This is a genomic window from Nocardioides jensenii JCM 1364 = NBRC 14755, from assembly GCF_001552535.1.
GTDB lineage: Bacteria > Actinomycetota > Actinomycetes > Propionibacteriales > Nocardioidaceae > Nocardioides > Nocardioides jensenii.
Genome location: NZ_BCRJ01000088.1, coordinates 1 through 25257, shown reverse-complemented (window position 1 = coordinate 25257; position 25257 = coordinate 1). Strand labels below are relative to the sequence as shown.

24 protein-coding genes are annotated in these 25257 nt (G+C 70.1%); 20 read left to right on the top strand and 4 right to left on the bottom strand.

The genetic code is table 11. The features are described 5' to 3' along the window. Positions 1 to 4: 4 nt before the first annotated feature. Entirely contained in the window at positions 5 to 1585 is a 1581-nt protein-coding gene (gene gatA, locus NJ4_RS18860) for an Asp-tRNA(Asn)/Glu-tRNA(Gln) amidotransferase subunit GatA (RefSeq protein ID WP_082748876.1), read from the top strand. Continuing rightward, entirely contained in the window at positions 1582 to 3081 is a 1500-nt protein-coding gene (gene gatB / locus NJ4_RS18855; protein ID WP_067438753.1) for an Asp-tRNA(Asn)/Glu-tRNA(Gln) amidotransferase subunit GatB, read from the top strand. The genes gatA and gatB overlap by 4 nt, the downstream gene beginning before the upstream one ends. 122 nt (positions 3082 to 3203) lie before the next feature. Here the strand turns inward: gatB and NJ4_RS18850 are convergent, their stop codons facing one another. The 4 genes from NJ4_RS18850 to NJ4_RS18835 form a co-directional block, all read right to left on the bottom strand. Next, positions 3204 to 4340, bottom strand: a complete 1137-nt coding sequence (locus tag NJ4_RS18850; RefSeq protein ID WP_067438750.1) for a PQQ-dependent sugar dehydrogenase — start codon at positions 4338 to 4340, stop codon at positions 3204 to 3206. A gap of 42 nt (positions 4341 to 4382) precedes the next feature. Beyond that, positions 4383 to 5312 carry an alpha/beta fold hydrolase gene (locus NJ4_RS18845; RefSeq protein ID WP_067438747.1) on the bottom strand — a complete coding sequence of 310 codons (930 nt, stop codon included), beginning with the start codon at positions 5310 to 5312 and terminating at the stop codon, positions 4383 to 4385. Positions 5313 to 5337: 25 nt separating this feature from the next. After that, positions 5338 to 5547, bottom strand: coding sequence for a hypothetical protein (locus tag NJ4_RS18840; RefSeq protein WP_067438744.1), 210 nt, complete (start codon positions 5545 to 5547; stop codon positions 5338 to 5340). Positions 5548 to 5660: 113 nt separating this feature from the next. Then, on the bottom strand, positions 5661 to 6551 hold the full coding sequence (locus tag NJ4_RS18835; RefSeq protein ID WP_082748871.1) for an EamA family transporter: 891 nt from the start codon (positions 6549 to 6551) through the stop codon (positions 5661 to 5663). Between NJ4_RS18835 and NJ4_RS18830 the strand changes: the two genes are divergently transcribed. From NJ4_RS18830 to ilvC, 18 genes are all read left to right on the top strand, one after another. Further along, complete coding sequence (locus NJ4_RS18830; protein WP_067438741.1) at positions 6550 to 7635, top strand: WD40/YVTN/BNR-like repeat-containing protein; 1086 nt, start codon at positions 6550 to 6552, stop codon at positions 7633 to 7635. The two genes, NJ4_RS18835 and NJ4_RS18830, sit on opposite strands and share 2 nt — an antisense overlap. Positions 7636 to 7743: 108 nt before the next feature. After that, positions 7744 to 8205: an SRPBCC family protein gene (locus NJ4_RS18825; protein WP_067438738.1), complete on the top strand. Its 462-nt coding sequence runs from the start codon at positions 7744 to 7746 to the stop codon at positions 8203 to 8205. Positions 8206 to 8276: 71 nt separating this feature from the next. Then, positions 8277 to 9959, top strand: coding sequence for a dihydroxy-acid dehydratase (gene ilvD / locus NJ4_RS18820; RefSeq protein ID WP_067438735.1), 1683 nt, complete (start codon positions 8277 to 8279; stop codon positions 9957 to 9959). 111 nt (positions 9960 to 10070) lie between these two features. Beyond that, positions 10071 to 10988, top strand: a complete 918-nt coding sequence (locus tag NJ4_RS18815) for an amidohydrolase family protein (RefSeq protein WP_082748875.1) — start codon at positions 10071 to 10073, stop codon at positions 10986 to 10988. 127 nt (positions 10989 to 11115) lie between these two features. Next, the gene (gene kynU / locus NJ4_RS18810) at positions 11116 to 12393 is read left to right on the top strand and encodes a kynureninase (RefSeq protein WP_067438727.1); all 1278 of its coding nucleotides are present in this window, start codon (positions 11116 to 11118) and stop codon (positions 12391 to 12393) included. Further along, positions 12383 to 13741: an FAD-dependent oxidoreductase gene (locus tag NJ4_RS18805; RefSeq protein ID WP_067438724.1), complete on the top strand. Its 1359-nt coding sequence runs from the start codon at positions 12383 to 12385 to the stop codon at positions 13739 to 13741. Before kynU ends, NJ4_RS18805 begins: the two co-directional genes overlap by 11 nt. Before the next feature lie 9 nt (positions 13742 to 13750). Then, positions 13751 to 15208 (top strand): 2-hydroxymuconic semialdehyde dehydrogenase, encoded by a 1458-nt coding sequence (locus NJ4_RS18800; protein ID WP_067438721.1) that lies wholly within the window; start codon positions 13751 to 13753, stop codon positions 15206 to 15208. Between the two features lie 40 nt (positions 15209 to 15248). Beyond that, positions 15249 to 16025: a 2-keto-4-pentenoate hydratase gene (locus NJ4_RS18795; RefSeq protein ID WP_082748870.1), complete on the top strand. Its 777-nt coding sequence runs from the start codon at positions 15249 to 15251 to the stop codon at positions 16023 to 16025. Further along, a complete protein-coding gene (locus tag NJ4_RS18790; protein WP_067438802.1) occupies positions 16018 to 16509 on the top strand; it encodes a RidA family protein in 492 nt (163 codons plus the stop codon). The genes NJ4_RS18795 and NJ4_RS18790 overlap by 8 nt, the downstream gene beginning before the upstream one ends. Continuing rightward, positions 16506 to 17030, top strand: coding sequence for a 3-hydroxyanthranilate 3,4-dioxygenase (locus NJ4_RS18785; RefSeq protein ID WP_067438715.1), 525 nt, complete (start codon positions 16506 to 16508; stop codon positions 17028 to 17030). The genes NJ4_RS18790 and NJ4_RS18785 overlap by 4 nt, the downstream gene beginning before the upstream one ends. Continuing rightward, on the top strand, positions 17000 to 18031 hold the full coding sequence (locus tag NJ4_RS18780; protein ID WP_067438712.1) for an amidohydrolase family protein: 1032 nt from the start codon (positions 17000 to 17002) through the stop codon (positions 18029 to 18031). Before NJ4_RS18785 ends, NJ4_RS18780 begins: the two co-directional genes overlap by 31 nt. A gap of 137 nt (positions 18032 to 18168) precedes the next feature. Further along, the gene (locus tag NJ4_RS18775) at positions 18169 to 18585 is read left to right on the top strand and encodes a VOC family protein (protein ID WP_067438709.1); all 417 of its coding nucleotides are present in this window, start codon (positions 18169 to 18171) and stop codon (positions 18583 to 18585) included. Between the two features lie 7 nt (positions 18586 to 18592). Then, the gene (locus NJ4_RS18770; protein ID WP_067438706.1) at positions 18593 to 19591 is read left to right on the top strand and encodes a hypothetical protein; all 999 of its coding nucleotides are present in this window, start codon (positions 18593 to 18595) and stop codon (positions 19589 to 19591) included. Between the two features lie 13 nt (positions 19592 to 19604). Next, positions 19605 to 20624 (top strand): S66 family peptidase, encoded by a 1020-nt coding sequence (locus NJ4_RS18765; RefSeq protein WP_067438703.1) that lies wholly within the window; start codon positions 19605 to 19607, stop codon positions 20622 to 20624. 17 nt (positions 20625 to 20641) lie between these two features. Continuing rightward, a complete protein-coding gene (locus NJ4_RS18760) occupies positions 20642 to 21346 on the top strand; it encodes a GNAT family N-acetyltransferase (RefSeq protein WP_067438699.1) in 705 nt (234 codons plus the stop codon). Between the two features lie 330 nt (positions 21347 to 21676). Continuing rightward, on the top strand, positions 21677 to 23437 hold the full coding sequence (locus tag NJ4_RS18755; RefSeq protein WP_067438696.1) for an acetolactate synthase large subunit: 1761 nt from the start codon (positions 21677 to 21679) through the stop codon (positions 23435 to 23437). An 82-nt stretch (positions 23438 to 23519) separates the two neighbouring features. Then, complete coding sequence (gene ilvN / locus NJ4_RS18750; protein ID WP_067438693.1) at positions 23520 to 24059, top strand: acetolactate synthase small subunit; 540 nt, start codon at positions 23520 to 23522, stop codon at positions 24057 to 24059. 125 nt (positions 24060 to 24184) lie between these two features. Further along, entirely contained in the window at positions 24185 to 25210 is a 1026-nt protein-coding gene (gene ilvC / locus NJ4_RS18745) for a ketol-acid reductoisomerase (RefSeq protein WP_067438690.1), read from the top strand. Positions 25211 to 25257: the final 47 nt, after the last annotated feature.

Genomic DNA, 25257 nt, shown 5'->3' with positions numbered 1-25257 from the left:
CGACATGACCGACTACCTGCGCGCTTCCGCCGCCGACCTGGTCACCGCCCTCGAGGCCGGCGAGACCACGTCAGTCGCGCTGACCGAGCTGTTCCTCGGTCGCATCGCTGCCGTCGACGGAGCAGTCAACGCGTTCCTCCACGTCGATCGTGAGGGCGCGCTGGCCCAGGCCACCGCCTCCGACGCCCGTCGTGCCGCCGGAACGCCGGCCTCGACCCTGGACGGCGTACCGATCGCGGTCAAGGACGTGCTCGCCACGGAGGGGCTGCCCACCACCTGTGGCTCGAAGATCCTCGAGGGCTGGATCCCGCCGTACGACGCCACCGTGGTCACCCGGCTCCGCGAGGCCGGGCTGCCGATTCTCGGCAAGACCAACATGGACGAGTTCGCGATGGGCTCCTCGACCGAGCACTCGGCGTACGGCCCCACCCACAACCCGTGGGACCTCGACCGCATCCCCGGCGGGTCCGGCGGCGGGTCGGCCGCGGCCGTGGCCGCCTTCCAGGCACCACTCGCGATCGGCACCGACACCGGCGGCTCGATCCGTCAGCCCGGCGCCGTCACCGGCACCGTCGGTGTGAAGCCGACGTACGGCGGGGTGTCGCGCTACGGCCTCGTCGCGATGGCCAACTCGCTCGACCAGGCCGGCCCGGTCTCGCGCACCGTGCTCGACTCGGCGCTGCTGCACGAGGTGATCGGCGGTCACGACCCCCGTGACTCCACCTCGATCGACCAGCCGGTCGGCGCGCTGGCCGATGCCGCCCGTCAGGGTGCGAGCGGCGACCTCACCGGTCTGCGGGTCGGTGTGATCAAGGAGCTCGGCGGCGAGGGCTACCAGGTCGGCGTCGAAGCCAGCTTCCGCGAGTCGCTCGACCTGCTCGTCTCGGCCGGTGCCGAGGTCGTGGAGGTCTCGTGCCCGAGCTTCGTGCACGCGCTGGCGGCGTACTACCTGATCATGCCGTCGGAGGCGTCCTCGAACCTCGCCAAGTTCGACGCCATGCGCTACGGCCTGCGGGTCGTGCCCGACGGCGACCCGTCCGCCGAGGACGTCATGCGGGCCTCCCGCGACGCCGGGTTCGGCGACGAGGTCAAGCGCCGGATCATCCTCGGCACCTACGCGTTGTCCAGCGGCTACTACGACGCCTACTACGGCCAGGCCCAGAAGGTGCGCACGCTGATCAGCCGTGACTTCGAGGCCGCGTTCGAGCAGGCCGACGTCCTGGTCTCGCCGACGGCGCCGACCACGGCCTTCAAGCTGGGGGAGAAGCTCGACGACCCGCTGGCGATGTACCTCAACGACCTCGCCACGATTCCGGCGAACCTGGCCGGCGTCCCCGGCATCTCGCTGCCCAGCGGCCTCGCCGCCGAGGACGGCCTGCCCGTCGGATTCCAGGTGCTGGCACCGGCCCTCGCGGACGACCGCCTCTACCGCGTCGGTGCCGCCCTCGAGATGCTGCTGGAGAAGAAGTGGGGCGGCCCGTTGCTGGCGCAGGCCCCCGGCCTCGACACTGTTCTCGGTGGTCGAGTAGGGCGCTCTGCGCCCGTATCGAGACCTCCCAACTCGACCACCGGAGAAAAGGCATGAGCACCGACACCCTGCTGTCCTTCGAGGAGTCCCTCGAGAAGTTCGACCCGGCGATGGGCCTCGAGGTCCACGTCGAGCTGAACACCAACACCAAGATGTTCTGCGGCTGCCCGGCCGTCTTCGGTGGCGAGCCCAACAGCCAGGTCTGTCCGACCTGCCTGGGCCTGCCCGGCGCGATGCCGGTGGTCAACGCCAAGGCCGTCGAGTCGGCGATGCGCATCGGACTCGCGCTCAACTGCGAGATCGCCGAATGGTGCCGCTTCGCCCGCAAGAACTACTTCTACCCGGACATGCCGAAGAACTTCCAGACCTCGCAGTACGACGAGCCGATCGCGTTCGAGGGCTACCTCGACGTCGAGCTCGAGGGCGGGGAGATCGTGCGCGTCGACATCGAGCGCGCCCACATGGAGGAGGACACCGGCAAGTCACTGCACGTCGGTGGCGCCACCGGTCGCATCCACGGTGCCGACCACTCGTTGGTCGACTACAACCGGGCCGGCATTCCGCTGATCGAGATCGTCACCAAGCCGATCATGGGCTCGCGTGAGAAGGCCCCCGAGATTGCCAAGGCCTACGTCGCCCAGCTGCGCGAGCTGATCGTGGCCCTGGGTGTCTCGGACGCCCGCATGGACCAGGGCTCCATCCGGGCCGACGTGAACCTGTCGCTGGCTCCGGTCGGCACCGGCTCCCTCGGCACCCGCACCGAGACCAAGAACGTCAACTCGCTGCGCTCGGTGGAGCGTGCGGTCCGCTACGAGATGCAGCGCCACGCCGCGATCCTCGACGGCGGGGGCTCGATCCTCCAGGAGACCCGGCACTGGCACGAGGACACCGGGGTCACGACCAGCGGTCGCCCGAAGTCCGATGCCGACGACTACCGCTACTTCCCCGAGCCCGACCTGGTGCCGGTGGCACCGTCGCGCGAGTGGGTCGAGGAGCTGAAGCAGACGCTGCCCGAGCTGCCCCGCGAGAAGCGGGCCCGGATGCAGAGGGAGTGGGGTTTCTCCGACCTCGAGATGCGCGACACCGTCGGTGCCGGCGCACTCGGTCTCGTCGAGGAGACGATCGCGGCCGGGGCCGCGCCGCAGTCCGCGCGCAAGTGGTGGCTCTCCGAGATGGCCCGTCGGGCCAACGACTCGGGCCAGGAGATCGCCGAGCTGGGTGTCACGCCGGCCGACGTGGCCGCCGTGCAGGCACTGGTCGACGCGGGCTCACTCAACGACAAGCTGGCCCGCCAGGTGTTCGACGGCCTGATCGCCGGCGAGGGCACCCCCGCCGAGATCGTTGCCGCCCGTGGCCTCGAGATCGTCTCCGACGACGGTGCCCTGGGTGCAGCGGTCGACAAGGCGATCGAGGCCAACCCCGACGTGGCCGACAAGATCCGCGACGGCAAGGTTGCCGCCGCCGGCGCCCTCATCGGCGCGGTGATGAAGGAGATGCGCGGTCAGGCCGACGCCGGCCGGGTCCGCGAGCTGATCATCGAGAAGCTCACCTGACCCCACGAGTCGTTGCTTTTCGTGTCGCGAGTTGTTGATTCTTGCGCGTTGAGTTGTTGATTCGCGGTCGACGAGCCGTCGAAAGTCAACAACTCGACGCACGAGAACGCACAACTCGTGGGTCAGGAGAGGGTGACCTCGAGGATGCGGTCGTCGGCGGGCCCGGGGTCACCCCGGCCGTCGCGGTTCGAGGTGGTCACCCACAGCTTCCCGTCAGGGGCGAGTACGACGGTCCGCAGCCGGCCGTACTTCCCGACGAAGAAGTCGGTGGGGTCGCTCGCGACACCGTCCTTGACCGCGACCCTCCAGAGCCGCTCACCGCGCAGCGAGGCCATCCACAGGTGGCCCGCCGCGAAGGCCAGGCCCGAGGGCGAGGCGTCCGCGGTGCGCCACACCACCTGCGGGTCGGCGTACTGCGGGGCGCCACCGGCACCCTCGAAGAGGGGCCACCCGTAGTTGTGACCCTGCTCGATGCGGTTCAGCTCGTCGAAGGTCTGCGAGCCGAACTCGCTGGCCCACAGCTGACCGCGGGAGTCGAAGGCCAGACCCTGCACGTTGCGGTGGCCGGTCGACCAGATCGGTGAGTCGGGATCCGGGTTGTCCGGGGCAGGTTTCCCGTCGGTGGTGATCCGCAGGATCTTGCCGCCCAGGGCGGCCGGGTCCTGGGCCATGTCCTGGTCGCCGGTCTCGCCTGTGGAGACGTAGAGATGACCGTCGGGGCCGAACGCCAGCCGGCCACCGTCGTGGGTGAAGCCTTTCGGGATGCCGGTCAGGATCGGCTCGATCGGCCCCAGCGTGCTGCCGTCGTACGACGCCCGCACCACCCGGTTGTCCTGCGTCGTGGTCAGGTAGAAGAACAGCGTCGCGTCGGTGGCGAAGTCGGGGGAGACCGCCACGCCGAGCAGCCCGGACTCCTCACGGGGGTCGGCCTCGTCGATCGTGGCGATCTCGCGAGGTGCGGACCCGGCGCTGAGAGCGAGCACGCGCTTCGTGTCGCGTTCGGTGACGATCGCGGTGCCGTTGGGCAGGAACGCCAGCCCCCACGGTGCCTCGAGTCCGGTGGCGATCGTGCGCACGACCTTCACGGTGGGGGTGCCCGTGGACGTCGGGGTCGGCCGGGCCGTGATCGCCGGATCGGTCGGGTTGCCCCCGTCGGGTGCGGGCTGGACCTGCGGCGACGGCTCCGGGGTGCCGTCCTTCTCGGTGGTGCAGGCCGTGGAGGTCAGGCACACCAGGAGCAGCGACGCGACCAGCTTCATGTCAGGAGACTGTAGTGCCTGGGGAGAACCCGCTTCGCGGGTCTACGCACCCACCCTGGCGAGGAACTCCAGCAGCAGCTCGTGGAAGCGCTCCGGCTGCTCCATGGCGATGAAGTGACTGCCGTTGAGCTCGACGTAGGTGGCACCCGGGATCCGCTCCGCGGCGCTGGCCATGTCGCGCGGCCCGGCGAGCAGGTCCCACTTCGCGCCGACGAACGCGGTCGGCACGGTGATCTTGCTCAGCGAGACCCTGCCGTGGGCCGACGTGGTGATGGCGAGGTGGAAGTACCAGTCGACCGGTGTCTGCAGGTAGTCACGGACCGCCCTGATCGCCAGCTCCTTGTCGGCCACCGGGAACATGAAGCCGCTGTGGGAGATCAGGTCGATCGCACGCGGCCCGACCGGCAGACGTGACGAGATCGGGGTGATCGCCTTGCCGGCCAGGGCGACCACGCGCGACAGGTTGACCGTGATCGCCTGCGCAACCGGCTTGGGCAGACGGAGTGGGGCCAGCATCGTCGAGAACGTCGCGCCGGGCACCCCGGCGTACGCGAAGAGGCCGGCCACCCGCTCGGGGTGACGCACGGCGAGCTCGAACATGGTGTTCACGCCCATCGACCAGCCGAGCAGCACGGCCTTCTCGATGCCGGCGTGGTCCATCACCGCCAGGGCGTCCTCGGCGAAGTCCTCGACGCGCACGTGACGTCTGTCGGCCGGTCGCGCCGACCCGCCGGTGCCGCGGTGGTTCCACGACACGACGCGTACGCCGGAGTTGGGCCGAAGCAGTGACGGCGTGGTCCACGGGTTGGTGCCGAGCCCGTTGCAGAGCACGACGGTGGGCCCGTCGATGAGGCAGTCGGGGTCGTTGGTCCACGCGCGCAGCATGGTGCCGTCGGTGGACTCGACGTCGAAGAAGAAGACCGACGGCGTGGCGTTGTCGGTCGTGCTTTCGGGGTGGGCAAGTGCGGCCATGGGCAGATTCTTGCCCACCGCGGCCCTATCGTGCGGAGATTGTGACTGACGGCATGGCGTGGCCCTGAGAGGCACGTGACGGGTGACGGGCGGCGAAGAACTCCTCGACCTCCAGGAGCTCGGCGCGGTTCTTGGCCAGGAGAGTGCAGGCGAGCATGGCGTTGCGACGGGCCTTCGACTGGGACCGGACGGCCCAGTCGTCGACCAGGTTCCAGACGGTGTGCAGTGGGTTCATGATCCGCTCCGGGCGGTTCGACGGGGACGAGGACGGGCTCCACGCTAGGCCCGACGCGGCGACCCGTGTGTCAACGCTGTGTGACATCTGGGTGAACGACCGGGCCGAGTGGGTCAGTCGGGCACCGGTTCGTGCAGCGCAGCGCTGCCGCTGCGCGTTGCCCCGACGCTCGCGGCGACCACACAGGCCATCGCCACCCACTGCAGCGGCGTGAGGAACTCGTGCAGCACGAGCATGCCGGCCAGTGCCGCAGCCGCCGGCTCGAGACTCATCAGGATGCCGAAGACCGCCGGTCGCAGCGACCGCAGGGCGGCCAGCTCGAAGCTGTAGGGGATCACCGAGCTGAGCAGACCGACCGCCGCGCCGAGCAGCAGGATGTCGAGGTGCAGCAGGTCGCCGACCCCACCGGCCAGAACAGCGGGCACCAGCAGTGCGGTCGCCACCGCGCTGGCCACGGCCAGCCCGTCGATGCCGGGCCACCGCCGCCCGGTGCTCGCGCTGAACAGGATGTACGACGCCCAGCCCGCGCCGGCCAACAGCGCATAGAGGACGCCGACGAGGGTGACGCCCTCGGGTTGGAAGCCGAGCAGCAGGACCCCGCCGCAGGCCAGCGCGACCCACACCAGGTCACGCGCCCGGCGTGAGCCGATGACCGCGATGGCCAGCGGGCCGACGAACTCGATGGTGACCGCCAGGCCGAGCGGGATCCGGGCGAACGCCTGGTAGATCGACCAGTTCATCAACCCGAGGCTCAACCCGAAACCGACCACGACCAGCCAGTCCTCGCGGGAGCGGCCACGCAGCATCGGCCGGGCCAGGGCCCAGAAGACCACCGTGCTGGTGGCCAGCCGGAGGAACACCATCGCGGTGGGATCGATCCGGTCGAAGAGGTCTTTGGCCACGGCCGCACCGAACTGTACGGAGAGGATGCCGCCGAGAACGAGCCAGATTGCCTTGCGCATGCCCCTCCCGTCGTACGCCGTGCAGTCGTAGGGTCGGATCATGTCATCGACAGTGCTTCTCGTCGGCACCCGCAAGGGCCTCTGGATCGGTACCTCCGATGCGGCGCGGGTCGACTGGGACTGGACCGGCCCCCACTTCGACATGGAGGAGGTCTACTCCGGCATGGTCGACACCCGTGGTTCGCAGCCACGCATCCTGGTCGGCGCGTCCTCCAGCTGGACCGGACCCCAGGTGTGGCGCTCCGACGACCTCGGTGCCACCTGGCAGGAGACCCCCGGCGGCGCCTGCCGGATGCCCGAGGACGTCGACGCCAGCGTCGAGCGCGTGTGGCAGCTGGTCCCGGGCGCCGAGCCCGGTGTGGTGTACGCCGGCACCGAGCCGGGCGCGGTCTTCCGTTCCGAGGACGGCGGCGAGACCTTCGAGCTGCTCCGGGGGTTGTGGGAGCACCCGCACCGGCCCCAGTGGGGCGAAGGGTTCGGTGGCCAGGCCTTCCACACGATCCTGCCGCACCCCGACGACCCGCAGTCGTTGACCGTGGCCATCTCCACCGGCGGGGTCTACCAGAGCGCCGACGGCGGCCGGACGTGGCAGCCGCGCAATGACGGCATCCGGGCGGAGTTCCTCCCGGAGGGCGAGCAGTACCCCGCGTTCGGCCAGTGCGTGCACAAGGTGGCGCGTCACCCGGCCGCCCCTGATCGACTGTTCCTGCAGAACCATGGCGGCGTCTACCGCTCCGACGACCATGGCGGCCGATGGGTGTCCATCGCCGATGGGCTGCCGGCCGACTTCGGGTTCCCGATGGTGGTGCACCCCCACGACCCGGACACGATCTTCGTCTTCCCGATCCAGGGTGGTGACGCCCGCTACCCGGTGGACGCGAAGGCACGCGTGTGGCGTTCGACCGACGCCGGCGACTCGTGGCAGGAACTGGGCACCGGCCTGCCCGACGGCTTCTACGTCGCGGTCATGCGCGACGCCATGTGTGCCGACCGGCACGACCCGGCCGGTCTCTACTTCGGGGGTCGCAACGGGGGCGTCTTCGCCTCGGCCGACGCCGGTGAGACGTGGCGCGAGATCGTGCAGAACCTGCCCGACGTGATGGTGGTCCGGGCTGCCGTCGTCTGAGGCCGTCGATCCGGCATTCCTCCACAGAGTCGGGCGAAGGGGTCGTGCTCCCGTCCAGTTTCTGAGACGATCCGGTGCGAAGCACTCATGTGGAGGGGTTCCAGGGGTATGTCCCAGTTCAATGTTGCGCGCTCGACGGTGGTGGTGGCCGACCCGCCACGCATCCACGGCCTGATCGACGATCTGCACCAGTGGCAGCAGTGGTCGCCGTGGGAGGGGATCGACCCTGAGCTCCAGCGCGAGTACTCCGGGGCAGACGTCGGCACGGGTGCCCGCTACACCTGGTCGGGCAACAAGAAGGCCGGCAGCGGGAGCATGGAGATCACCGACTCCGTGCCCGACCGCATCGACGTCACCGTGCGCTTCCTCAAGCCGTTCAAGGCCACCAACGCGGTCACCTTCACCCTGGCCCCGGTCGCCGCGGGCACCGAGGTCACCTGGTCGATGAGCGGCGAGCAGCGCGGGCTGATGGGCATCGTGGGTCGCTTCCTGCCGATGGACAAGCTGATCGGCAAGGACTTCGAGAAGGGGCTGGCCAGCCTCAAGGCGCGTGCCGAGCAACCTGCCTGACCCGCCCCGCGCCGACGACTTCAGGTGAGACACCGCGTTCGTCGTACGACCGTGCGGATTAGGCTCGGAGCATGACCGACGCACCTGACCTGAAGCCCCGTTCCCGCGACGTCACCGACGGACTGGAGAAGGCCGCGGCGCGCGGCATGCTCCGTGCGGTCGGCATGGGCGACGACGACTGGGTCAAGCCGCAGATCGGTGTCGCGTCGAGCTGGAACGAGATCACCCCCTGCAACCTGTCCCTCGACCGCTTGGCCAAGGCGGCCAAGGAGGGCGTGAAGAACGCCGGTGGGTTCCCCCTCGAGTTCGGCACCATCTCGGTCTCCGACGGCATCTCCATGGGCCACGAGGGCATGCACTTCTCGCTGGTCTCGCGTGAGGTCATCGCCGACTCCGTCGAGACGGTGATGATGGCCGAGCGGCTCGACGGCTCCGTGCTGCTGGCCGGTTGCGACAAGTCGCTGCCGGGCATGCTGATGGCCGCCGCGCGGCTCGACCTCGCCTCAGTCTTCCTGTACGCCGGCTCGACGCTGCCGGGTCGGCTCGACGGTGAGGACGTCACCATCATCGACGCCTTCGAGGCCGTCGGGGCCTGCCTGGCCGGCAAGATCAGCCGCGAGGAGGTCACCCGCGTCGAGAAGGCGATCTGTCCCGGCGAGGGTGCCTGTGGCGGCATGTACACCGCGAACACGATGGCCTCGGTCGGCGAGGCCCTGGGCATGTCGCTGCCCGGCTCCGCCGCGCCGCCGGCGCCCGACCGTCGCCGCGACAAGTTCGCGATCGCGTCCGGCGAGGCCGTCGTCGGGATGCTGCGCAAGGGCCTGACCGCACGCCAGATCATGACCATGGAGGCGTTCGAGAACGCGATCGCCGTGGTCATGGCGCTGGGCGGGTCGACCAACGCCGTCCTGCACCTGCTGGCGATCGCCCGCGAGGCCGAGGTGCCGCTGACCATCGACGACTTCAACCGTATCGGTGACAAGGTGCCGCACCTGGCCGACCTGAAGCCGTTCGGCAAGTACGTGATGACCGACGTCGACCGCGTCGGCGGCATCCCGATGGTGATGAAGGCCCTGCTGGAGGCCGGACTCATGCACGGTGACGTGATGACGGTGACCGGCAAGACGATGGCCGAGAACCTCGCCGAGATCGCTCCGCCGGACCTCGACGGCGACGTGATCCACACGATGGACAACGCGATCCACAAGTCCGGCGGCCTCACCATCCTCAAGGGCTCCCTGGCCCCCGAGGGCGCGGTCGTGAAGAGCGCCGGGTTCGACAACGACGTCTTCACCGGCACCGCCCGCGTCTTCGACGGCGAGCGGGCCGCCCTCGACGCCCTGACCGCAGGCAAGATCGTGGCCAACGACGTGGTCGTGATCCGCTACGAGGGCCCCAAGGGTGGCCCCGGCATGCGCGAGATGCTGGCCATCACCGGTGCGATCAAGGGCGCCGGTCTCGGCAAGGACGTCCTGCTGATCACCGACGGCCGCTTCTCCGGCGGCACCACCGGCCTGTGCGTGGGCCACATCGCCCCCGAGGCCGTCGACGCCGGACCGATTGCCTTCGTTCGCGACGGCGACCGGATCACCCTCGACGTGGCCAACCGCCTGCTCGAGGTCGAGATCGACGACGACGAGCTCGAGAAGCGCCAGCAGGGCTGGGCGCCGAACCCGCCGAAGTACACCCGCGGTGTCCTCGGCAAGTACGCCAAGACCGTGCAGTCCGCGGCCCACGGCGCCATCACCAGCTGACCCCTGGTCCACGCCGCCCCGGCGTGGTTGGCGACGGACTCGTCCCTCCGGGCTCCCGGGCCAGGACAGATTCGTCGCGAACTGTCGGGGAGGGATGGTGCAATGGGTGGCATGACCGATGACCGGGCCGACGAACTGGGCAGGCCGGCCCGCCGGCGCTCCACGGGCGAGGTCGGGACGGCGTTCGCGCCGTTCCGCGATGCGCACGTTCACCTCGGCCTGATCGGCGCCGTCGATCTGCGCGCCGGCGGCATCGCCGGTGCCGTCGACCTGGGCTGGTCCTCGGACGTCGTCGACCTCGCCGACGCGGCGCCCGTCCCCGCGTCGTACGCCGGCAGCTTCCTGACCGCCCCGGGTGGCTATCCCTCTGATCGTGCCTGGGCACCAGCCGGCAGCACGCACGCCGTGGCCGGCCCGGAGGAGGCCGTCGACGCGGTGGAGCGGCAGCTCGCGAACGGTGCGTCCCTGATCAAGGTGGTGCTGAACTCGGAGGCCGGCCCGGTCCTGGACGCGGTCACGCTGACCGCGATCGTCGCGGCGTCGCCGGTGCCGGTGGTCGCCCACGTGCAGGGGCCCGGGCTGCTCGAGGTCGCGCTCGAGGCCGGTGTGCAGGTGCTGGCCCACACCCCGTGGACCGAGCCGGTCCCCGACGACCTCGTGGTCAGGGCCGCCGCGAGCCAGCGCTGGATCAGCACGCTCGACATCCACGGCTACGGCACCGCCACCCCCGAGCAGGACACGGCGGTCGACAACCTGCGCCGCTTCCACGACGCCGGTGGCGAGGTGCTCTACGGCACCGACCTCGGCAACGGCGACCTCCCGGTGGGGTTGAACTCGCGCGAGCTGGCCCTGCTGCACGAGGCCGGCCTGCGGCCACGGGCCCTCATCCATGCCCTCACCGCGTCCTTCGCCGATCTGCCGACCGGTGGGCTGCTCGCCTTCATCGCCGGACTTCCCACCCACGACACGGTCGCGTGGTTGACCGGGGCGGCCGTCGTCCACGTCGACGAGCTGGAGCTGATCCGGTGACCGTCGCGCTGGGGATCGCCTGGCCGCGGGCCATCCCCGACTGGACGCGGACGACCCCCGCCCGCCAGAGTGTCCGATGAACGGATGCATGTGACCGCGGTCACGCAATCAGGGGAGGGCCCGCAGGGTGAGTGTCGACGAAACAGGTGCCCGGCGACTCGATGAAGCCGACCCGTCACACCGCGATCGGTTCCTGATCCCGCCGCTGCCCGGCCGTCCCGGTGAGGAGCTTGCCTACCTGGCCGGCAACTCGCTCGGACTGCAGCCGCGGGTGACCGCGCAGCGGCTGCAGTCGGAGCTGGACGACTGGGCCAGGCTCGGGGTCGAGGGTCACCTGGAGGCCGAGCGCCCCTGGCTGCCCTACCACGAGCTCCTGCGCGAACCGGTCGCGCGACTCGTCGGTGCCCGACCGGCCGAGGTGGTCGCGATGAACTCGCTCACCGTCAACCTGCACCTGATGATGCTGAGCTTCTACCGGCCCACCCCCGAGCGGCACGCGATCCTCATCGAGGACTCCGCGTTCCCCTCCGACAGCTACGCGGTCCGCAGCCAGGCCGCCTTCCACGGGTACGACGCCGACGAGGCGGTGATCCGGCTTCGCCCGCGTGACGGGGAGGCCGGACTGCGCAGCGAGGACGTCGTCGCCTTCCTCGGCGAACACGGCGAGACGGTGGCGCTGGTCCTGCTGGGCGGAGTCAACTACTACAGCGGGGAGCTCCTCGACATCCCCGCGATCACGAAGGCCGGCCGTGATGCCGGTGCGGTGGTCGGCTGGGACCTCGCCCACGCGGCCGGCAACGTCCCGCTGCGCCTGCACGACTGGGAGGTCGACTGGGCTGCCTGGTGCACCTACAAGTACCTCAACAGCGGTCCGGGTGCGGTGGCCGGAGCGTTCGTGCACGAGCGCCACCTGGCGGACCGATCGCTGCCCCGACTGGAGGGGTGGTGGAGCACCGACCCGGCCACCCGCTTCCGGATGGGCCCGGAGGTCACCCCGGTGGCGTCGGCCGACGCCTGGCAGCTCTCCAACCCGCCGATCCTGGCGATGGCACCGGTGCTGGCCTCTCTCGAGATGTTCGACGAGGTCGGCATGGACGCCCTGCGGGCGCGCAGCGAGCGACTCACGGCGTACCTCGAAGAGGCGCTGGACGACCTCTGTGGTGACCGGGCTCTCGAGATCATCACTCCGCGGGACCCGGCTCGTCGCGGTTCCCAGCTCTCCGTACGGCTGCTCACCGACGACGCCGCGCAGGTGTGCGCGGCCCTTCGACGGCGCGGTGTGATCGCCGACGCCCGGCAGCCCGACGTGGTCCGGCTCGCGCCGGTGCCGATGTACTGCACGTTCCACGACTGCTGGCGGGCGGCCCGAGCCATGGCCGAGGTGGTGACCGCCCGTGCCTCCTGAGTCCACGGCCCAGCACGACGTCGCGATCATCGGCGCCGGACTGGCTGGCTGCCTGGCCGCTGCCCTGCTCGGTCGGCGTGGGCACCGCGTCACCCTCTACGAACGCCGCGACGACCCACGGGCCACCGGTGCCGAACGGGGTCGCTCGATCAACCTGGCACTGTCCGCGCGGGGTCTCAGCGCCCTGGCCGAGGTGGGCCTCGAGGACGACGTGCTGGCCCAGGGCCTGCCGATGCACGGCCGCATGGTGCACGCCCCCGACGCGGCGCCGCAGCTGCAGCCCTACAGCGCCGACCGGGACCGGGCGATCCACTCGGTCAGTCGCAGCCGGCTCAACGAGATCCTGCTCGACACTGCCGAAGCGGTGCCCGGGGTGAGCATCGAGTTCGGCCACCAGCTCGACGGCATCGACCTCGACACCGGCTCGCTCACCTTCCGGACCGCTGAGGGTGCCCTCGACAGGCCGGCCACGTTGGTCCTCGGTGCCGACGGCTCGTACGCCGCCTCGCGACGAGCGGTCACCTTCCGTCCGGGCTTCGACTTCAGCCAGGACTACCTCAGCCACGGGTACAAGGAGCTGACCGTCCCGGCCCTCGACGGCGACTTCGCCCTCGACCCCGGCGCCCTGCACATCTGGCCGCAGGGCTCGTCGATGATGATCGCGTTGCCCAACCTCGACAGGTCCTTCACCTGCACGCTGTTCTGGACCGCCGACGAGTTCGACGCGCTACGCACCGACGACGACATCCGCAGCCACTTCGCCACGCACTACCCGGACGTGGCGGGCCTGATTCCCGACCTCGTCGGCGACTACCGGGCCAACCCGGTCGGCAGCCTGGTCACCATCCGGTGCAGCCCCTGGGTGCACCACGGCGCAGGCGCCTCGCTGGCCCTGCTGGGCGATGCCGCCCACGCGATCGTGCCGTTCTTCGGCCAGGGCGCGAACTGTGCCTTCGAGGACTGCCTCGCGCTCGACCGTCTGCTGGCTGCGGCCGGTGACGACCTGCGCGGCGCACTGGCGGCGTACGAGCGGGCGCGCAAGGCGAACTGCGACGCGATCGCCGACATGGCGCTGGACAACTTCGTGGAGATGCGCGACCGAGTGAGCTCACCCGTGTTCCGGCTGCGCTCGCAGGCCCGGCACGCGCTGGAGCGCGCGGTCCCGGGTCGGTTCCCCACCCGCTACGAGCTGGTCTCGTTCTCGACCACTCCCTACGTCGAGATCGAGGGACGAATGCGACGCCAGAACCTCGGCCTGGCCGGAGCCGCAACCGGAGCGGTCGCCGGACTCGGTGCCGCGATGCTGGCCGTGCGCAAGCTGGTGGGCACTCCCACACGGAAGTCCTAAGGTGAGGTCATGAGCACCAGGTTCCGCAACTTCGTGGGTGGAACGTACGTCGACGGAGCGGCGCAGTTCGACAAGATCGACCCGGTCGACGGCTCACTGGTGGGCATCGTCGACGAGGCCGGTTCCGACACCGTCGACACGGCGGTCCGCGCCGCGCGCGCCGCGGTGGACGGTGCCTGGGGTCGCACCCGGACCGCCGACCGCGTCGCCCTGATGCGTCGGGTCGCTGATCGCATCGACGAGCGGTTCGAGGACTTCGTCGCTGCCGAGGTGAGAGACACCGGCAAGCCCGTCTCGCTCGTGCGGGAGCTCGACGTCGCGCGGGCTGCGACGAACTTCCGCTCGTTCGCCGACACCGTCGCCTCGGCCGGCCAGGACTCCTTCCTGACCGAGCTGCCCGACGGGCGCCAGGCGCTCAACTACGCGGTGCACAAGCCGCTGGGCGTGGTTGCGGTGATCGTGCCGTGGAACCTGCCGTTGCTGCTGCTGACGTGGAAGGTCGCCCCGGCCCTGGCCTGTGGCAACGCGGTCGTGGTCAAGCCCTCCGAGGAGACACCAGCCACTGCCACGCTGCTGGCCGAGGTGATCGCCGAGGCCGGCGTGCCCGACGGCGTCTACAACGTGGTGCACGGCTTCGGTCCCGACTCGGCCGGGGAGTTCCTCACCACCCATCCCGGCATCGACGGGGTCACCTTCACCGGTGAGTCGTCCACAGGGTCGGCGATCATGCGGGCCGTGTCACCCGCCGTACGCCCGGTGTCGTTCGAGCTCGGCGGCAAGAACGCGGCCGTGGTCTTCGCCGACGCCGACCTCGAGCAGGCGATCCCCGGACTTGCCCGATCGACGTTCCTCAACACCGGCCAGGTCTGCCTGTGCACCGAGCGGATCTACGTCGAGCGTGCGATCTTCGACGACGTGCTGGCCGGCCTGGTCGAGGCCGCCGGACGGCTCCGGATGGGCCGCCCCGACGCACCCGGCACCACCACCGGGCCGCTGATCTCGCGGGCCCACCGCGAGAAGGTGCAGGGCTACCTCGATCTCGCCGTCACCGAGGGCGCCGAGGTCATGGTCGGTGGGGGAGTGCCCGACCTGGGTGACGGCCTGGCCGGCGGCGCCTGGATCGAACCGACCCTGTGGACCGGGCTCGACAACACCCACCGGGTGCTGCGCGAGGAGGTGTTCGGACCAGTGGCCGCGCTGGTGCCCTTCGACACCGAGGACGAGGCGATCCGCCTGGCCAACGACACCGACTACGGCCTCGCCGCGGTGACCTGGACCAGCGACCTGTCCCGGGGGCACCGGGTCGCGCAACGCATGCGGGTCGGCATGTCGTGGGTCAACACGTGGTACCTGCGCGATCTGCGTTCGCCGTTCGGCGGCGTCGGGCTCTCGGGCATCGGCCGTGAGGGCGGCCTGCACTCCCTCCACTTCTACACCGAACCGACGAATGTGTGCGTGCACCTGTGAGCGAGAGGATGCGGTCGAATTGGGGCGTCAGGATGAGCCGGTGAACATCGAGGAGCTCGCCGCTCGGCTGGACGAGGCGGTCCGCGATGCGACCGCGATCGCGCAGCTTTCCGACGAGCGACCGCTCACCCTCGACGAGGCGTACGCCGTCCAACGGGCCGGCATCGCGCTGCGGGTCGGGCGCGGGGACCCGGTCGTCGGAGTGAAGCTCGGCTTCACCAGCGAAGCCAAGGCCCGCCAGATGGGCGTCTCCGACGTGATCATCGGCCAGCTCACCGCCGGCACCGAGGTGACCGACGGTGCCTCCGTGGACCTGGCCACGATGGTTCACCCCCGGGTCGAGCCCGAGGTCGCCTTCCGGCTCGGCGTCGAGCTGTCTCCGGAGAACGACGACCCGCTGTCCACCGTCGCCGAGGTGGCGCCCGCGCTCGAGATCATCGACAGCCGCTACCGCGACTTCCGGTTCAGCCTCGAGGACGTCGTCGCCGACAACACGTCGGCGGCCCGGTACGTGCTCGGCGAGTGGCTGCCGTTCGCGCAGCACCGTGGGCGAGTCTCCGACGCCGAGGTGACGCTCGCCTTCGACGGCGAGCCTCGTGAGCACGGCAGCACGTCGGCGATCCTCGGCGATGCCCTGCTCGCGGTCGCGGCAGCCCAGCGGATGGCGGCGCGCTACGGACTCCCCCTGCCGGCCGGCTCGGTCATCCTGGCCGGTGCTGCCACCGCCGCGGTGGCGATGGAGCCCGGTGTCCTCGTCGAGGCGACGGTCGAGGGGCTGGGCGGGGTCTCCGTCCGGAGTGGGGGTGGCGATGGCTGAGTCGAACCGGGCTGGGTCTAACCGGGCCGGGTCGAACCGGGCCGGCGTGGTGGTGCCCGACAGGGCCACACCCCGTGGCGCCTTCCCGCACGTGAAGGTCGCCGGCGACCTCGTCTATGTCTCCGGCACCAGCAGCCGGCGTCCGGACAACAGCTTCGCCGGTGTCCGGGTCGACGAGCTGGGTGTGGTCGATCTCGACATCCGCGAGCAGGCCCGTGCCGTCATCGAGAACATCCGTGACCTGCTGGCCGCCGTCGGGGCCGGGCTCGACGACCTGGTCCAGGTCACCACCTACCTGGTCAGCATGAACGACTTCGGCGGCTACAACGAGGTGTGGGCGGAGTTCTTCGACCACACGGGACCGACGCGTACGACGGTGGCGGTGCACCAGCTGCCGCACCCGCACCTGCTCATCGAGATCCAGGCCGTGGCCAGTCGTCACGGCGCCACCCGCATCGACCGCACCACGGAGGAGAGCTCATGACCGACATCCCACCCGTCTTCAACTTCGAGTCCTGGATCGCGGACAACGAGCACCTGCTCAAGCCGCCGGTCAACAACAAGCAGATGTACGACGCCACAGGTGACTTCATCGTGATGGTGGTCGGCGGCCCGAACAGTCGCACCGACTTCCACTTCGAGCCCTACGAGGAGTGGTTCTACCAGTACCGCGGCAACATGCACGTCGACCTGATGACCGACGAGGGTCCGCACCGCGTCGACATCACCGAAGGGTCGATGTGGAAGCTGCCGGGCAACACCTACCACTCGCCGCAGCGCCCTGAGGCCGGCTCGATCGGGTTGGTCATCGAGCGCATCCGTGAGGAGGGCACCCTCGAGAAGTTCGCGTGGTTCTGCCAGCAGTGCAACGCCAAGGTGCACGAGGCCGAGCTGCAGGTGCGCGACATCGTCTCGGACCTGCCGCCGGTGTTCGAGGCGTTCTACTCCTCCGAGGAGGCACGCACCTGCGGCCGGTGCGGCGCACTGCACCCGGGCAAGGGCTGACCGGGTTGCCGGGCGACGGGGCGGTCGTGATCGACGTCCACTCCCACTACGTGCCCGCGGGCTGGCCCGACCTGGGCGAGGGCCAGCCGTGGCTACGGGTCGACTCCGAGCGCGAGGCGATGATCATGGTCGGTGCCACCGAGTTCCGGCCGGTCCGCCCGAACGCCTGGGACGCCGGCGTACGCCTGGCCGACATGGACGACGACGGGGTCACCCGGCAGGTCGTCTCACCGACGCCGTTGTTCTTCGGCTACGAGCTGCCCGGGGCGCGGGCCGCGAAGGTGGCCCGCATCTTCAACGACCTGGCCCTGGAGATCTGCCAACCGTCGCAGGGCCGGCTCCTGCCGTTCGCCCAGGTGCCGTTGCAGGACACCGACGCGGCCTGTCGTGAGCTGGACCGCTGCCGGGAGTCGGGTCACCTCGGCGTCGAGATCGGCAACCACGTGGGTGACCGCGACCTCGATGACGAAGGCGTCGTCACGTTCCTGCAGCACGCCGCCTCGATCGGGATGCCCGTGTTCGTCCACCCGTGGGACATGCCGACCTCGCCCCGCCTCGACCGTTGGATGGCGCGCTGGCTGACCGGAATGCCGGCCGAGACCCACCTCTCCGTGCTGGCGATGATCCTGGGCGGAGCCTTCGACCGGCTCCCGGACTCGCTGCGCATCTGCTTCGCCCACGGCGGCGGGTCGTTCGCGTTCTGGCTGGGCCGGCTCGAGAACGCCTGGCACCGACGTGGGGACCTGATCGCGAAGTCCCAGCTGCCGCCCTCGGCGTACGTCGGCCGGTTCAGCGTCGACTCCGTGGTCTTCGAGCCGAGTGCTCTGCGACTGCTGGTCGACACCCTGGGCGCGTCGCAGGTGATCCTGGGCAGTGACTACCCCTACCCGCTCGGCGAGCGACCGGTCGGTCAGGTCGTGCACCGCTCCGACTCCCTCTCGGACCACGACCGTGCGGCCATCCTGCACGGCAATGCCGAGCGGTTCCTCGGCCTGCCCTGAACCGGATCCGCGCACCGTGTGGTCGGCGGGTCGGGGATGACCGGTCCCGACCGATTCCCGGCGCGTGGCAACCTCGTGGCACGGTGTCGCGTGAAACAGTTCGGAGAGCGGAATCGTCACCCACGGGGAGCAGTGCATTGGACCAGCGGATCAGCTTCGTCACCCTCGCTGTCGCCGACCTCGACGCCACCCGGGCGTTCTACCTCGACGGGCTCGGTTGGAGCGCGGAGATGGACGTGCCCGGAGAGGTGCTGATGATCAAGGCGGGAGAGCACCTGCTGCTCTCGTTGTGGGCCGAGGCGGAGTTCGAGGCCGAGGTCGGCCCGATCCGGCGCGGCCCCGGCCTGGCCCCGCTGACCCTGGCCCACAACGTGGCCACCCGCGACGAGGTCGACGCGGTGCTGGCGACGGCCCGTGCCGCGGGCGCCGACCCGGTCAGCGAGGCAGTCGAGCGTGCCTGGGGCGGCTACACCGGCTACTTCGGCGACCCCGACGGCTTCCGCTGGGAGGTCGCCCACAACCCGGGTGAGATCGCGGCTCTGGTGCTGCCGTGATGCGTCGATGAAGGAGACGATCGACCCGGGCCGCGCCATCCGCTGGGTCCTGTGCGCACTGGTCAGCCTGATCCTGGTCGCGGGCGTGGTCGGCAAGTGGCCCGACGCACCCCAGTCGGAGCCGATGGGCGCGGTGGCCGGCATCGCGGCCGTCGCGGCGCCGGAGGCCGAGCCCGAGGCAGCGGTCGGTGAGACGCCCGTCCTCTCGCCCAGGGCCACCGTCCCCGAGCTGCCGTACGGCGGCACGAAGGTCTTCGACGGCCACATCCTGGTGGCCTACTACGGCACGGCGGGCACCCCCGTGCTCGGCGTGCTGGGGGAGACCCCGCCCGAGCAGGCGGTCCGACGGGTACGCCGGGCCGCACGACCCTTCGGCCGCGTGGGCAACCCGGCGATCCCGGTGATGGAGCTGATCGTCACCGTCGCCGACCCGCACCCCGGCCCCGGCCACGACTTCAGCCACGACATCGCCCGCCAGCAGGTGGCCCGCTACGTGCGCGCCGCCCGCCGCCACAAGGTGATGCTCGTGCTCGACCTGCAGACCGGCCGCAGCGACTTCCTCACGGTGGCCAAGCGCTGGGAGTGGGCCCTGAAGGACCCGTGGGTCGGTCTCGCCCTCGACCCCGAGTGGCGGATGCGTCGAGGTGAGGTGCCCGGCCGCCGCATCGGGTCGGTCGACGCGAGCGAGGTCAACCGCACCTCCGCGTGGCTCGAGGCCCTGGTCCGCCGGGAGCGCCTGCCCCAGAAGGTCTTCATGCTGCACCAGTTCCGCCGAGAGATGGTGCGCGGCATCGGCCGGGTGAAGGCACGCGCGAACCTGGCGATGGTCCAGCACATCGACGGGTTCGGCACCCCTGGCCAGAAGATGGCGACCTACCGCCACGTGGCTCGCCCGAAGCAGTTCCACATGGGCTTCAAGCTGTTCTACGACGAAGACGTCCGCCGCCTGTCGGCTGCGAAGGTGAAGCGGATCCGGCCACGGGTGGAGTTCGTCAGCTTCCAGTGAGAGCGTGACCAGCATGTCGATCCGATTCCCGCGCCCGCTCAGTCCCGGTGACCTGATCGGGGTCACCTCGCCGTCGGCCGGCGTCGAGGCCCGCATGCAGCCGCGCCTCGACGTGGCAGTGGCCGACCTGCGCACCCGCGGGTACGACGTCCGTGTGGGGGAGTGCATGTCGGCAGACCGGCACGTCTCCGCACCCAAGCAGCAGCGCGCCGACGAGCTGACCGCGATGCTGCTCGACCCGGCGATCCGGGCCGTCGTACCCCCGTGGGGTGGGGAGCTGGCGATCGACCTGGTCGACCTGATCGACTGGGACGCGCTGGCCTCGGCCGAGCCGACCTGGCTGGTCGGCTACTCCGACCTGAGCACGATCCTGGTGCCGCTGACCCTGCGGTCGGGGTGGGCCACGCTGCACGGCGCCAACCTGATGGACTCGCCCTACGACGCCCCCGAGGGACTGCTGCACTGGACAGAGGTCGCCGCGGCCACCGGTCCGGTCACCCAGACCGCTCCGGGGCGCCATCGCACCGCCCGGCACGGGGACTACGTCGGCAACCCCGGGGTGCACACCTACGACCTGGACGCCGAGGGCGGTTGGCAGGTGCTCGGCGGCGGCAACCTCGAGGTCAGCGGCCGACTGATCGGCGGGTGCGTCGAGACCCTGGGCGCGATGTCCGGAACGCCGTACGCCGACGTGGCGGCGTTCGGTCGCGAGCATGCCGACGAGGGGCTGATCGTCTACGTCGAGGCCTGTGAGTTCGGAGCCTTCGACGTGGCGCGGATCCTGCACGGGTTCCGGTTGGCGGGTTGGTTCGACGAGGCCACCGCGATCCTCGTGGGCCGGCCGATGGCGCCCGACGCCCCGGGCTTCACGCAGCACGACGCCGTCGCCGACGCGCTCGGTGGTCTGGATCTCCCGGTCGTGCTCGATGTCGACTGCGGGCACGTTGCGCCGTTCCTGCCCCTGGTCAACGGCGCGCACGCCCGCGTGGTCGTCCACAACGGCCGAGGAGAAGTGACCCAGGAACTCGGGTGAGGACTACTCTCGACGGGGTGACCCCCGCCCAGCGCAACTCCTTCGGCCAACCGGTCGGCCCGACCCTGCGCGACTGGCAGGGCGCTCCGTTCCCCGACGTTGCCGTGCTCCAGGGTCGCTGGTGTCGGCTCGAGCCGTTGCTGGCTGACCATGCCGATGAGCTGTTCGACGAGCTCTGCGGGCCCGACGACACCTCCCTGTGGACCTACCTGCCGCGCGAGATGCCGCTGGACCGGGCCGACTTCGCCCAGCACGTGGAGGCGCGCGCCGAGGCGACCGACTCGGTCACGGTCGTCGTACGCGACGGTTCCGGGGTGGCCGCGGGCATGCTCAGCCTGATGCGGATCGACCAGGCCAACGGATCGGTCGAGGTCGGCTGGATCGTGCTGGGCCGCCGCCTGCAACGTACGACGGCCGCGACCGAGGCGCAGTTCCTGTTGGCCAGGCACGTGTTCTCGCTGGGCTACCGTCGCTACGAGTGGAAGTGCGACGCGCTCAACGAGCCGTCCCGTCGTGCCGCCGAGCGCCTCGGATTCACCTACGAGGGTCGGTTCCGCAACGCGCTGGTCTACAAGGGCCGCTCGCGAGACACCGACTGGTTCGCCATCGTCGATCGGGAGTGGCCCGGGCTCGCCGCGTCGTACGTCGCCTGGCTCGACCCGGGCAACCATGTCGACGGGAAGCAGCTGCGGTCGTTGGGGGAGATCCGGGCTGCCGGGTGAGTGGCATGCTGGGGGTGGAGCAGCAGGTGAGGACCCTCGTCACGGCACTCGCACTGCCCGGCCATATGCTGGGATGTGGGTTTCACGATGTGGGATAAGTGATGAACTTGGTTGACGCCGACGGGCGTCGGCAGCGAACGTAAGCGCATGCGCAAGGACATTCTTGTATGCACGCGACGCGTGAGCTGAGGCCGACACAGGTCTCAACGCACACGCGTCATCCCCTCGTTGCCGATTCCGGCCGGGGGGTTTTTTGTTGGTGTGGGTGCCCGATCCGACGGCGTCGGAACGGCCGTCGAACAGCTGGACGAAGAGGATGAGGAACCAAGGATGAGCGAGCAGGGCGAGACCGGGGCACAGGTCACCGGTGCCCAGAGTCTGATCAAGTCGCTGGAGAGCGCGGGCGTCGAGAACATCTTCGGCATTCCGGGTGGGGCCATCCTCCCGGCGTACGACCCGCTCTTCGACTCCAAGATCCGGCACATCCTCGTACGCCACGAGCAGGGTGCCGGGCACGCTGCCCAGGGCTACGCCGCCGCGACCGGCAAGGTCGGCGTCTGCATGGCCACCTCCGGCCCGGGTGCGACCAACCTGGTCACGCCGATCGCCGACGCCCACATGGACTCCCTGCCGATGGTCGCGGTGACCGGCCAGGTCGGTGCCGCGCAGATCGGCACCGACGCCTTCCAGGAAGCCGACATCCGCGGCATCACCATGCCGATCACCAAGCACAACTTCCTGGTCACCGACCCCGCCCAGATCCCGCAGACCGTGGCCGAGGCCTTCCACATCGCCTCGACCGGTCGGCCCGGCCCGGTGCTGGTCGACGTGGCCAAGTCCGCGCTGCAGGCGATGACCACGTTCCGGTGGCCGACCGAGCTGAACCTGCCCGGCTACCGCCCGGTGACCCGGCCGCACAGCAAGCAGATCCGTGAGGCCTCCAAGCTGATCCTCGAGGCCCGCCGGCCGGTGCTGTACGTCGGTGGCGGCGTGATCCGCTCGCGGGCGGCCAAGGAGCTGCGCGTCCTGGCCGAGTCGACCGGCATGCCCGTGGTCACCACGCTGATGGCCCGCGGCGCGTTCCCCGACAGTCACGTGCAGCACCTCGGCATGCCCGGCATGCACGGCACGGTGGCCGCGGTGGCCGGCCTGCAGAAGAGCGACCTGATCATCAGCCTGGGTGCGCGTTTCGACGACCGGGTGACCGGCAACCTCGACTCGTTCGCGCCCGGCGCCAAGGTGATCCATGCCGACATCGACCCGGCCGAGATCGGCAAGAACCGCTTCGCCGACGTGCCGATCGTGGGTGACGCCCGCGAGGTGATCGCCGACCTGATCATCGCCCTCAACGCGGAGGCCGAGAAGGGCAACCGCGGCGACTACGAGGCGTGGGTGGCGTTCCTGGCCGGCATCAAGAAGCAGTACCCGCTGGCTTACGACACTCCGCCGAACGGCGCGCTGTCCCCGCAGTACGTGCTCGAGCGCCTGGGCCATATCGCCGGACCCGAGGCGATCTACTGTGCCGGGGTCGGCCAGCACCAGATGTGGGCCGCGCACTTCGTGGGCTACGAGAACCCCAACACCTGGATCAACTCGGGTGGGCTGGGCACCATGGGCTTCTCGGTCCCCGCCGCCATGGGCGCCAAGGTCGGCATGCCCGACTCGACGGTCTGGTCGATCGACGGCGACGGCTGCTTCCAGATGACCAACCAGGAGCTGGCCACCTGCGCGATCAACGACATCCCGATCAAGGTCGCGATCATCAACAACGAGTCGCTCGGTATGGTGCGCCAGTGGCAGACCCTGTTCTACAACGAGCGTTACTCGAACACCGACCTGCACAGCAAGCGCATCCCCGACTTCGTGAAGCTCGCGGACGCCTACGGCTGTGTCGGCCTGGCCTGCGAGTCGCCCGACGAGGTCGACGCCACGATCGAGAAGGCGATGTCGATCAACGACCAGCCGGTGGTCGTCGACTTCCGCGTCCACCGCGACGCGATGGTGTGGCCGATGGTGGCCGCCGGCACCAGCAACGACGAGATCAAGTACGCCCGGGACCTGGCTCCCCAGTTCGACGAGGATGACCTGTGAGTCAAGCACGAGAGCGCAGCGACCTCACACCGACGAGTCAGCCGCAGAGCGCGGTCGAGCCGCGAGCGAACGGAGAGCACCGATGACCAAGCACACCCTGTCCGTCCTGGTCGAGAACAAGCCCGGCGTCCTGGCCCGCATCGCCGGCCTCTTCAGCCGCCGCGGCTTCAACATCGACAGCCTGGCGGTCGGCCCGACCGAGAGCCCCGACGTCTCCCGGATGACCATCGTGGTCTCGGTCGACGAGAGCCCGCTGGAGCAGGTCACCAAGCAGCTCAACAAGCTGGTCGAGGTGATCAAGATCGTCGAGCTCGACCCGAGCGCGTCGATCAGTCGCGAGCTGCTGCTGGTCAAGGTGCGCGCCGACGCCGAGACCCGGGGCCAGGTGATCGACGCCGTGCAGCTGTTCAAGGCGAAGGTGATCGACGTGGCCACCGACGCCCTCACCATCCAGGTGACCGGCAACGTCGACAAGCTGACCGACTTCCTCCGGGTGCTCGAGCCGTTCGGCGTCCGCGAGATCGTGCAGTCGGGCATGGTCGCCATCGGTCGGGGCTCCCGCTCGATCTCCGAGCGCAACCTGCGCCCGGTCGCCGTACCCGCTCCACCGCCCGCCGTCTGACACCCAACCCACGTGCAACGCGGGGTTACGGTCGCTCCACCCGCGCTGTGACACCGCTCAAGCGTCAACACCACCGCACAAGTCCCACGATCCACGTATCAACACCAACCCGAAGGAGAGCCCCAGTGGCTGAGATGTACTACGACGACGACGCCGACCTGTCCCTGATCCAGGGCAAGAATGTCGCGGTCATCGGCTACGGCAGCCAGGGCCACGCCCACGCGCTCAACCTGCGCGACTCCGGCGTCGACGTCCGCATCGGCCTGCAGCCCGGTTCGAAGAGCCGCGCCAAGGCCGAGGATGAGGGACTCCGTGTCCTCACGCCCGCGGAGGCCGTCGAGGAGGCCGACGTCGTCGTGATCCTCGCGCCCGACCAGCACCAGCGCAAGCTGTACGCCGAGGAGATCGAGCCGCACCTCGCCGAGGGCGACACCTTGGTCTTCGGCCACGGCTTCAACATCCGCTTCGGCTACATCAAGGCGCCCGAGGGCGTCGACGTGATCATGGTCGCCCCGAAGGCCCCCGGCCACACCGTGCGTCGTGAGTACGTCGCCGGTCGCGGCATCCCGGACATCATCGCCGTGGAGCAGGACGCCTCCGGCACCGCCTGGGACCTCGCGAAGTCCTACGCCAAGGCCATCGGCGGCACCCGCGCCGGCGTCATCAAGACCACCTTCACCGAGGAGACCGAGACCGACCTGTTCGGTGAGCAGGCTGTGCTCTGTGGCGGCATGTCGCACCTGGTGCAGGCGGGCTTCGAGACCCTCACCGAGGCCGGCTACCAGCCCGAGATCGCCTACTTCGAGGTGCTCCACGAGCTCAAGTTGATCGTCGACCTGATGTGGGAGGGCGGCATCGCCAAGCAGCGCTGGTCGATCTCCGACACCGCCGAGTACGGCGACTACGTCAGCGGCCCGCGCGTGGTCTCCCCGGACGTCAAGGAGTCGATGAAGGCGATCCTGGCCGACATCCAGAGCGGCGCGTTCGCGCAGCGCTTCATCGACGACCAGGACAACGGCGCCAAGGAGTTCAACGAGCTCCGCGAGAAGGAGGCCGGTCACCCGATCGAGGCCACCGGCAAGACCCTGCGCGCCCAGTTCGCCTGGTCGCAGGCCGACGACGACTACACCGAGGGCTCCGCCGCCCGCTGAGCCGTCGTCTCACAGGCAGGTCAATGATCGGCCAGTTTCACAGGTCC

Excerpts from the sequence above, each read along its gene's own strand:
- gatA (WP_082748876.1), top strand. The coding sequence starts at position 5 with ATGACCGACTACCTGCGCGCTTCCGCCGCCGACCTGGTCACCGCCCTC.
- gatB (WP_067438753.1), top strand. The coding sequence starts at position 1,582 with ATGAGCACCGACACCCTGCTGTCCTTCGAGGAGTCCCTCGAGAAGTTC.
- NJ4_RS18850 (WP_067438750.1), bottom strand. The coding sequence starts at position 4,340 with ATGAAGCTGGTCGCGTCGCTGCTCCTGGTGTGCCTGACCTCCACGGCC.
- NJ4_RS18845 (WP_067438747.1), bottom strand. The coding sequence starts at position 5,312 with ATGGCCGCACTTGCCCACCCCGAAAGCACGACCGACAACGCCACGCCG.
- NJ4_RS18840 (WP_067438744.1), bottom strand. The coding sequence starts at position 5,547 with ATGAACCCACTGCACACCGTCTGGAACCTGGTCGACGACTGGGCCGTC.
- NJ4_RS18830 (WP_067438741.1), top strand. The coding sequence starts at position 6,550 with ATGTCATCGACAGTGCTTCTCGTCGGCACCCGCAAGGGCCTCTGGATC.
- NJ4_RS18835 (WP_082748871.1), bottom strand. The coding sequence starts at position 6,551 with ATGATCCGACCCTACGACTGCACGGCGTACGACGGGAGGGGCATGCGC.
- NJ4_RS18825 (WP_067438738.1), top strand. The coding sequence starts at position 7,744 with ATGTCCCAGTTCAATGTTGCGCGCTCGACGGTGGTGGTGGCCGACCCG.
- ilvD (WP_067438735.1), top strand. The coding sequence starts at position 8,277 with ATGACCGACGCACCTGACCTGAAGCCCCGTTCCCGCGACGTCACCGAC.
- NJ4_RS18815 (WP_082748875.1), top strand. The coding sequence starts at position 10,071 with ATGACCGATGACCGGGCCGACGAACTGGGCAGGCCGGCCCGCCGGCGC.
- NJ4_RS18800 (WP_067438721.1), top strand. The coding sequence starts at position 13,751 with ATGAGCACCAGGTTCCGCAACTTCGTGGGTGGAACGTACGTCGACGGA.
- NJ4_RS18790 (WP_067438802.1), top strand. The coding sequence starts at position 16,018 with ATGGCTGAGTCGAACCGGGCTGGGTCTAACCGGGCCGGGTCGAACCGG.
- NJ4_RS18785 (WP_067438715.1), top strand. The coding sequence starts at position 16,506 with ATGACCGACATCCCACCCGTCTTCAACTTCGAGTCCTGGATCGCGGAC.
- NJ4_RS18770 (WP_067438706.1), top strand. The coding sequence starts at position 18,593 with ATGAAGGAGACGATCGACCCGGGCCGCGCCATCCGCTGGGTCCTGTGC.
- NJ4_RS18765 (WP_067438703.1), top strand. The coding sequence starts at position 19,605 with ATGTCGATCCGATTCCCGCGCCCGCTCAGTCCCGGTGACCTGATCGGG.
- NJ4_RS18755 (WP_067438696.1), top strand. The coding sequence starts at position 21,677 with ATGAGCGAGCAGGGCGAGACCGGGGCACAGGTCACCGGTGCCCAGAGT.
- ilvN (WP_067438693.1), top strand. The coding sequence starts at position 23,520 with ATGACCAAGCACACCCTGTCCGTCCTGGTCGAGAACAAGCCCGGCGTC.